Annotated in this window: 7 protein-coding genes and 1 pseudogene; 1 reads left to right on the forward strand and 7 read right to left on the reverse strand. The window is 36.4% G+C overall.

Annotated features, from left to right (window positions below; translation table 11 throughout):
- Nucleotides 1-13: 13 nt before the first annotated feature.
- Genes DW817_RS11115 through rfbF form a run of 7 tightly spaced genes read right to left on the reverse strand, consistent with a single transcriptional unit; the run spans nt 14 to nt 7,333 of the window.
- On the reverse strand, nt 14-403 hold the full coding sequence (locus DW817_RS11115) for a GtrA family protein (RefSeq protein ID WP_196800420.1): 390 nt from the start codon (nt 401-403) through the stop codon (nt 14-16).
- Nucleotides 360-1,343: an NAD(P)-dependent oxidoreductase gene (locus DW817_RS09190; protein ID WP_021736826.1), complete on the reverse strand. Its 984-nt coding sequence runs from the start codon at nt 1,341-1,343 to the stop codon at nt 360-362. Before DW817_RS09190 ends, DW817_RS11115 begins: the two co-directional genes overlap by 44 nt.
- Nucleotides 1,344-1,362: 19 nt before the next feature.
- Nucleotides 1,363-3,168: a thiamine pyrophosphate-binding protein gene (locus tag DW817_RS09195; RefSeq protein ID WP_021736812.1), complete on the reverse strand. Its 1,806-nt coding sequence runs from the start codon at nt 3,166-3,168 to the stop codon at nt 1,363-1,365.
- Nucleotides 3,165-3,833, reverse strand: coding sequence for an HAD family hydrolase (locus DW817_RS09200; protein WP_021736801.1), 669 nt, complete (start codon nt 3,831-3,833; stop codon nt 3,165-3,167). Before DW817_RS09200 ends, DW817_RS09195 begins: the two co-directional genes overlap by 4 nt.
- Nucleotides 3,823-5,442, reverse strand: a complete 1,620-nt coding sequence (locus DW817_RS09205) for an aldolase catalytic domain-containing protein (protein WP_021736819.1) — start codon at nt 5,440-5,442, stop codon at nt 3,823-3,825. Before DW817_RS09205 ends, DW817_RS09200 begins: the two co-directional genes overlap by 11 nt.
- A 50-nt stretch (nt 5,443-5,492) precedes the next feature.
- Nucleotides 5,493-6,563: a CDP-glucose 4,6-dehydratase gene (rfbG, locus tag DW817_RS09210; RefSeq protein WP_035224338.1), complete on the reverse strand. Its 1,071-nt coding sequence runs from the start codon at nt 6,561-6,563 to the stop codon at nt 5,493-5,495.
- Complete coding sequence (gene rfbF / locus DW817_RS09215; protein ID WP_021736825.1) at nt 6,554-7,333, reverse strand: glucose-1-phosphate cytidylyltransferase; 780 nt, start codon at nt 7,331-7,333, stop codon at nt 6,554-6,556. The genes rfbG and rfbF overlap by 10 nt, the downstream gene beginning before the upstream one ends.
- 177 nt (nt 7,334-7,510) lie before the next feature.
- Here rfbF and DW817_RS10885 point away from each other — a divergent pair.
- A pseudogene (locus DW817_RS10885) lies at nt 7,511-8,120 on the forward strand (transposase); the annotation flags it as partial.

Raw genomic sequence — 8,120 nt, forward strand, 5'->3', positions numbered from 1 at the left:
ATATAATTCTCCCCTATTTAAATGTCCAAAACTTATTCAACAGGAAATTAAGCGGTACTGTAATTAATAAAATTAAAAGTGGTGCTATACGATCAGAGATATGTAACCATTCAACCATGATAAATAATAGAAAACTACCAATTAAAAAGGAAAAACCATAAGATATATAAGTTCTTAACAAGGCGTTTAACCACGTCTGTTCATTTTTAAAAACGTACCGATTATTCCAGAAAAAGGCATTAAATACACTTATCATCCAGGAAAATACATTAGAAACTAAATAATGAAATTCTAAAAATAAAAATAGATAGTAAGTTCCCAAACCTATAAATGTATTTGAAACACCTACAATGGCAAATTTAATAAATTGAAGTAAACTGCCTTTGATTTTTTTTATTTTCACAATTCATACCCTTCATAGCCTTATACCATTCTATCGTTTTCTTTATACCCGTTTGAAAATTAGTCGTAGGACTCCAATTTAAATCTTCTTTTAATGAAGTGATATCTGCTTCCAAATGCATGGCTTGATCAGGAAGATACGGAATTTCACCAATCCCCAATTCTGCAGAAGAATTTATTGCATCCCTTATAGCATACATGAACTCTTTTAAAGGATGTGGCTCGCCACTACCCAACACATAAACAGCGCCATCCTTTCCTTTTGTAGCCATCCTAAAAAAGGCTTCCGCTGCATCTTCTGCGAAAAGATAATCCCAAATTTGTTCGCCTTTTGTTAAGGAAGGGCGTTCATTATTTAATAGCTTGTCTATCACAACACTAATTAATGTTTTCTTTGCATCATGCGGACCATACGTACTGACAACACGAGGCCAAATTTGTTTGATGCCAAATTCATGACAGAGGAAACGCGTCATTTGGCCAGCACAAAGTTTAGCCATACCATAACCACTAATAGGATTTACCGGAGTATCAGGGCGTAAGACTCCATTAACTCTTCCAAATTCTGCTTGGCTTCCAGCTCCTATAAACACTTTCACTCCAAGCGCACTAGATGCTTTTACAGCATCCAGTGCGTATTTAATATTATCGAGCTGAAGATACATATTTAAGCGGTTACTATTGACCTGTGTTCCTAGCCAAGCAAAATGATAAAAAACGTCTATTTTCTCATGAATCAGTTCAGGCAATTCGTTTATATTTTCTAGATTGCAATCAATTTTATGCAGCAAAGGATTATTTAAAATTTGCTTATTTCTTTGCGATCCAACATGGCACACGACATATACATTGATACCATTTTCTACAAGTTTATTAAGCAGCGCAGAGCCTAAAACACCTGTGGCTCCTGTAAGAACAGCAGTTTTAAATTTAAAATCCATTTGAAAAAAAGACTCCTCTTTATTCCTTGTCAAAGTGAATTTTGTCATATTCTTCACGATTTAAAAATGGTGCCATATCATCCAATGTAGGAGAAACTATACGACCATCAGGAAGCACTTTAGAAGAAGATTTTGGTATAAAATTCTGATTCGGATCTACCATTACTTCACAAATACATGGTCCATGGTGATTTAGTACTTTATCAATAATTTCTTTCGAGTGCGGTTCATCAGGAATATTGAAATATTCTACTCCAAAAGCTTCAGCAACCTTTGCAAAATCCGGGAAGCAAATTCCGCTTTGTGAATCGATCCCAATGAAAGGAGGTTTAAACAAATTTCTCTGAGTTTGGCGCATCGACAAATATCCATTATTATTAATAATAAAAACTTTAATATCCAGTTTATTATAGGCTACAGTGGCCAACTCTTGTAAATTCATCATAAAGCTACCATCACCATCTAAGCAAACGGTTCGCCGCGAATTGTCAGATACAGCTACTCCGACAGCTGCAGGAAACCCATATCCCATTGCAGCACAACCTGAATTCGTAAACATCCGTTGCCCTTGCTTTATTTTGCAAGCTTGAAATGTAATTACGCAAGCGCTCCCATTCCCGCAAATAATTCTATCTTCACTTGTTAATTCGCCAAATAACTTATCAATAAATACGTATGGATTGATAGGACTGTTATCAGTATGATGATATTCTGGTAAAGTAGCAGGATATTTATTGACAAGTTCCTTACACCACTTAACCCATTTTTTATGAGAATCTTCCGGCATGTATTCAATTTTCAACATTTCGCCAATCAAATCTTTAACATCCGCGTTGACTGGCATATCAATTTTTAAAGTAGGTTTCGCCAATTCTCGTTTATCGATATCAACAATAATTTTATAAGCATTTTTGGCAAAATCAAAATGATTATATCCTATCATCCTGATATTTAATCGACATCCCAAGCTTAATAAAACATCACAATTTTGAACAGCAAAGTTACCCGAGCGAGTTCCTACTGTTCCTGGCATACCAGCAAAATAAGGATTATCAAAAGCAACAAGGTCATTGGCATTCCACGCTGTAACTACCGGGATTTGCAATTTATTAATTAAATCCAAGAGATCATTTTCTGCTTTTCCTAGGTGAATACCAGTGCCAACCAGAATCAACGGAGCTTTTGCATCCTTAATTTTTGAAAGGATTTCTGCTGCTATACCGCCCAAATCTGAGTTTACTTTCCATGGTTTCTCCGCACTAGGATCAAAGTGAATCAAATCATCTGTTTCTACCGAAGCGCCTTGTATATCCAAAGGAATATCGAGCCAAACAGGGCCGCCTCTCCCATCTTTAGCTAAAAATAATGCCTTTTCCAGATGATAAGCAATTTCTTGCGCATTAGTTACCATTACAGCATATTTAGTCATATTTTGCACAGAATGGATAATATCGAATTCCTGATCTCCTAATTGTCTGAGATTTAATTCAGGACAAGACCAAATAGTAGTTTCTCTTTTAACTTGCCCAGAAAGTACAAACATCGGAATAGAGTCTTGCCAGGCACCCATTACACCAGTAATAGCGTTAGTACCACCAGGCCCACTTGTCACACAAACTGCAGCAATTGTTCCTGTGATTCTATTATAAGCTTCTGCAGAAAATGAACATGCCTGCTCATTATGATTAAAGATGCAGTGCATTTTTTCTTCGTGCCCTAATGCATCATCTAAGTGCATTGCTCCGCCACCTGTAATCATAAAACAGTCTGTAATATCATGATTGACCAAAAACTTAGCAATATATTTTGCAACTTTAATTTTCATTTTTCTTCTCCTCTCAGCAAAGGTATGATTTTTTCAACAGAATCAATAATTCCCACCGTATGAGGATAATTGATACTATCATACTCTTTAAAGCCAAACCCATACAAAACACCGATAAAGTCAATTTTCAAATTTTGGGCACCAGTCAAATCATTCACTGTATCCCCAACCATTACAATTTTTCTCAATTCTGAGACGCCACTTTTTGATATTGCTTTCTGAATGATATCACTTTTGTTTAGTTTCCCTTCAAAATCCGCACCACAGACAATATTCATGAATTTATTCAAACCAAAGTGATCAATGATTGAATTAGCATAATCCTGACGTTTATAAGTAGCAACTACTTGCTTTACCCCCATCTGTGTTATTTTATTTAAAGTGGTGTCCAAATGAGGATATTTTTTAGCTTTAAATAAATCTTTAAATTTATAGTAATTTCTAAAATCATCAGCCATTGCCATCGCCTCTTCTCTTTTTACTTTAAACACACGTTGAAAAGAGTCTTGTATGGGTGGTCCGATAAAAGTCTTCATTACATCTTCCGAAGGAATATCTAATGAATGTTTCCTAATTGAATAAATTGCGGAGGAAATTATTCCTTCCGAAGTATCTAGAAGAGTGCCATCCACATCCCAGATTAGTAATTCGTATTTACTTTTCATCTTTCTTTTCTTTCTTATTATAGTGGGATCGAGTAATAAATTGAGCGTCTATTTTTTTTCTATTTTTTTCTAGGAATTCTCTGACGTACGTATTTAAGTAATCTGCTTTTTCTTTTACATAACTATATTCTCTACTAATCTCGAAATAATTATCTCGACGTTTAGAATATCCATCAAAACCAGCTAAAAAGACTTTTTTTACTTTAAAATTAATCATAGCTTTAAGCAGCATTACTAAAGAGTTATCAGCTATCTCCGTGTCTTTATCGATGAGATTTTCATAATTCAAGACATAAGTGAAAGCACCATTTGTTTTGTAAACATTTGATGTAGCTATAATAGCCACATCTTTATTTACACTTTCATCCAGAGTATTCATCAGTTCTGTATATCTCTTTGAATTTGTTAAAAAAATGGCCTGAACCAAAGTATCCTTTGGAACATAATTTACGGATATCACTAAAGGTTCATTTTCATCAATATATCTGTCGACGCGTTTTTTTTGTCTCTTAATACTATTTCCAGGGCCAAGCAGAAGAATATTCTTACCTTTCAATATCTTAGTCAACTTTTTGACTGAATCTCTGTCATCACACCGGATGCTCTGATACTCCAAATACATTTGCTCTGCATAATCTTTGTCATAAAGCAATTTCTTTTCATTTTTAAGGGATTCAAGAAGCTCCATAATCTGCTTAACTGAAAGAGTCTTTTTATCCAAATAATATGAAACATAATTCGGATGACATTTTGTTTCAGCAGAAATATAGAATTTCATATTATATCCCCAGTATTGCTTATGATATATATCCATAATTACATTATCAATTGCTTCCAAAACTTGGTTAATGTCGTAATGTTTGCTATATTTTTGATTCATATACATCATAAGTAATTCTAATGCTGCGTTTCCAGCACTTTTACCCATTGCGTAGAGGGTCCCATCAACAAGAAGATTTCTCTTGCTATCATAGTTTAAAAATGCCATGGCATTAGCAAAGGCAAGTTGAAAATTATTATGAGCATGAAAGCCAATTTTAACCTTTGGTTCTATATATTTATCTAAGATACTATAAATATGATAAATTTGATCAGCTTCTGTGAGTCCGTAAGTGTCTACCATAGATGTGGCATACGGCATAACAGAATTAACAAGCTTAGAATATTCCTTTAATTTCTCATCAGTATACGTGGTTACTGATACCATTTGAGCAAAAACGATATAGCCGAGATCCTTTAATTGTTTACAAAACGCAAGTGCATCGTACATAAGATGTTCTTTGAAAATGACTCGGATTCCATCGATAAAAGTATCTTTACAAGGCTGAATATGATCAATACTACAGGTCCCATAGTCAATCATGGCTAAGACAGTTGAATTCCCCTTATTCAGTCCTCCAAAAATTTTATTAATAGCCTGCGTATTAGGCATAATAGTCCGGTTAATATCAAATTTGCGCCGATCATCAAGAAAACCAACTTCAATATATTCAACACCTGAACTAACTAACCGCTTAAAGATTTCAACAATCTTATCATGGCCAAATTCCCAATCATTGACATAACCGCCATCCCTTAATGTACAATCCAACAATTCTCTTTTTGCCATGAGTTAAAACCTCTTTTCTTAATATAATACTAAACTTAAATTAGAGCGTATCATTTAGTACTTAAGAATGAAAGAATTTGATTTTTCATGCATCTATCTATATTATTACTATTTTTCTTATATTCCTTGGCCCATTCCACAGTTTTAGCTATGGCAGTTTCAATATGCCATTTAGGGGTCCACGCAAAAGTCTTTTTAAGCTTTGAACTGTCTAATTTAAGAAACCCAGCTTCGTGAGGAGCACCTGATACAGCCTCACTTATCCATGAAAGTCCATCTCCCCAACTATTACAGAACAATGTAACAAGATCACCTGTTGTCACACAGTCACAATCGTCAGGGCCCACATTATAGGCTCCTGCAAATTTAATATTTTTATACTGAGCCTCACAAATCATCAAATAGGCATAAAGAGGTTCTAACACATGCTGATACGGCCTTGTAGAATATGGATTTCTCACTTCAATAGGTTTCCCTGCATAGGCAGCCCTGATACAATCAGGAATGATTCTATTTTCTGCAAAATCACCTCCACCAATTACATTACCAGCCCGGGCCGTTGAAATCGCTGTACCTTGGCTTGAGAAAAAGCTTTTTTGATAGCTATGAGTAACAAGTTCAGAACAACTTTTACTGTTTGAATAAGGATCATAACCGTCAAGGGGATCTATTTCACGATATCCCCACGCCCATTCATTGTTTTGATACACCTTATCCGTCGTTACGTTTAAAAATGACTTAACATACCCAGCCTGCCTTACGCATTCAAGGATATTCACTGTTCCCATTACATTGGTCGAATACGTCACAACCGGATTCCGATAACTCTCCAACACAATCGGCTGTGCGGCGAGATGCATTACAATTTCCGGGTGAGCCTCTTCAAAAACTTTAGAAAGCTTATCTAAATCCCGGATATCACCTATTACGGAATTCATACCCGCTTCTGCGCCTGAAAGACGGAAAACCTTTCCGCCTTCCTCCGTTGGCGATTCCAATGCATAGCCCGTAACTTCAGCGCCAGCCATTTCTAAAATTTTACAAAGCCACGTTCCTTTAAAACCGGTATGTCCGGTTATGAAAACCCTTTTATTTTTAAAGAACTCTAAATCTATTCCCATAATTTCCACGGCGCCTTTCCTTCAGCCCACATTTTCTCAAGCTGCATCTTGTCCCGCTGTGTATCCATACATTGCCAAAAACCATCATGATGAAAGGCCATTAATTGACCTTCTTCGGCCACTTTTTCCAACGGATATTGTTCAAAGACAGTGTCATCGCCTTCAATAAAGTCAAAAATCTTAGGTTCTAATACCATGAAACCACCATTAATAACGGCACCATCTTTTTCTTTCTTTTCCCGGAAGGAGGTTATCACATTTTCCTGATTAACACCAAGCACGCCAAAACGTTGGCCCACATTGACTGCAGTTAAAGTTGCAATTTTACCATTTTTCTTATGAAAATCAACTAATTTTCTTACATCTACATTACAGACTCCATCACCATAGGTCAGCATGAAAGTTTCATCATCAATGTAATCTTTAATTCGCTTAATCCGTCCTCCTGTCATCGTATTATAACCGGTATCTACAACAGTAACCTTCCATGGTTCCGATGAACTATTATGGACGATTACATCTTTCTTTCCCCGTGTAAAATCAAAGGTAATATCCGATGTATGAAGGAAATAATCAGCAAAATATTCTTTAATTACATGCTGTTTATAGCCTGCACAAATTACAAATTCATTGAACCCGTAGTGAGAATAAATCTTCATAATGTGCCAAAGAATTGGCTGCCCACCAATTTCAATCATGGGCTTCGGTTTAAACTGACTTTCTTCACTGATTCTTGTACCAAATCCACCTGCTAAAATTACGACCTTCATTTAATTTCCTCCATATAGCTCTAGTTTTTCTAACCTTATTTTAATAAAAATTTGGCTAATTGTAAAATGAAGTTGGGCACCCCTAAAGGGTCCATTTTGGGAATATAAAAAGGCCCATAATGAAGCATCCTCTGTTAGAATATAGCTACCAGACCAAATCCTAGGAGGAATGATACTATGGGCATCACATGTTCTACCACAAATGGGCACAAAAAGGGAAAACATCTTTCGTACGAGGATCGGATGCTCATCCAAATTCGCTTGAAAGATGGGTATTCCTTAAGAGTCATTGCCAGAGAGCTTACCTGTTCTCCAACTACTATATCCAATGAAATCAAGCGCGGATCCACACTGCTTTATAACGGCACCAAAAGACGGTATAAAGCCTCCAGGGGGCAGAAGGTCTACGAAGAGAACAGAAAGGCCTCCTGCCATCATTACAGCTACCTTGATAAGAAGGCTTTCATCGAGCTTGTTGAAAAGAAGTTCTGTTCCACAGGGCGGTCCCTTGATGTCTGCGTGGGCAATGCTCTTGTATCAGGAACCACAATCTGCCCATGAAACTGCGCAGAAAAACGAAGAAACATCTGCTTCGTCTGAACAAGCGAAAACTTGACCGGAGTATTGAAGAAAGGCCTAAAGAAGTCGAGGAACGAAAGGAATTCGGCCATTGGGAATGTGATCTAGTTATTGGCGCAAAGTCCGGCCAAAATGAGGCCCTTCTTACTCTTTTGGAGCGTAAGACCAGGGAGTTCATGATTGTTAAGCTGCCCGACAAATCCGCTAA

It is taken from the genome of Acidaminococcus sp. AM33-14BH, assembly GCF_003603525.1.
Lineage (GTDB): Bacteria > Bacillota > Negativicutes > Acidaminococcales > Acidaminococcaceae > Acidaminococcus > Acidaminococcus intestini.

Coding starts and splice junctions, on each gene's coding strand:
- DW817_RS09190 (WP_021736826.1), bottom strand. CDS start 1,343: ATGGATTTTAAATTTAAAACTGCTGTTCTTACAGGAGCCACAGGTGTT.
- DW817_RS09195 (WP_021736812.1), bottom strand. CDS start 3,168: ATGAAAATTAAAGTTGCAAAATATATTGCTAAGTTTTTGGTCAATCAT.
- DW817_RS09200 (WP_021736801.1), bottom strand. CDS start 3,833: ATGAAAAGTAAATACGAATTACTAATCTGGGATGTGGATGGCACTCTT.
- DW817_RS09205 (WP_021736819.1), bottom strand. CDS start 5,442: ATGGCAAAAAGAGAATTGTTGGATTGTACATTAAGGGATGGCGGTTAT.
- rfbG (WP_035224338.1), bottom strand. CDS start 6,563: ATGGGAATAGATTTAGAGTTCTTTAAAAATAAAAGGGTTTTCATAACC.
- rfbF (WP_021736825.1), bottom strand. CDS start 7,333: ATGAAGGTCGTAATTTTAGCAGGTGGATTTGGTACAAGAATCAGTGAA.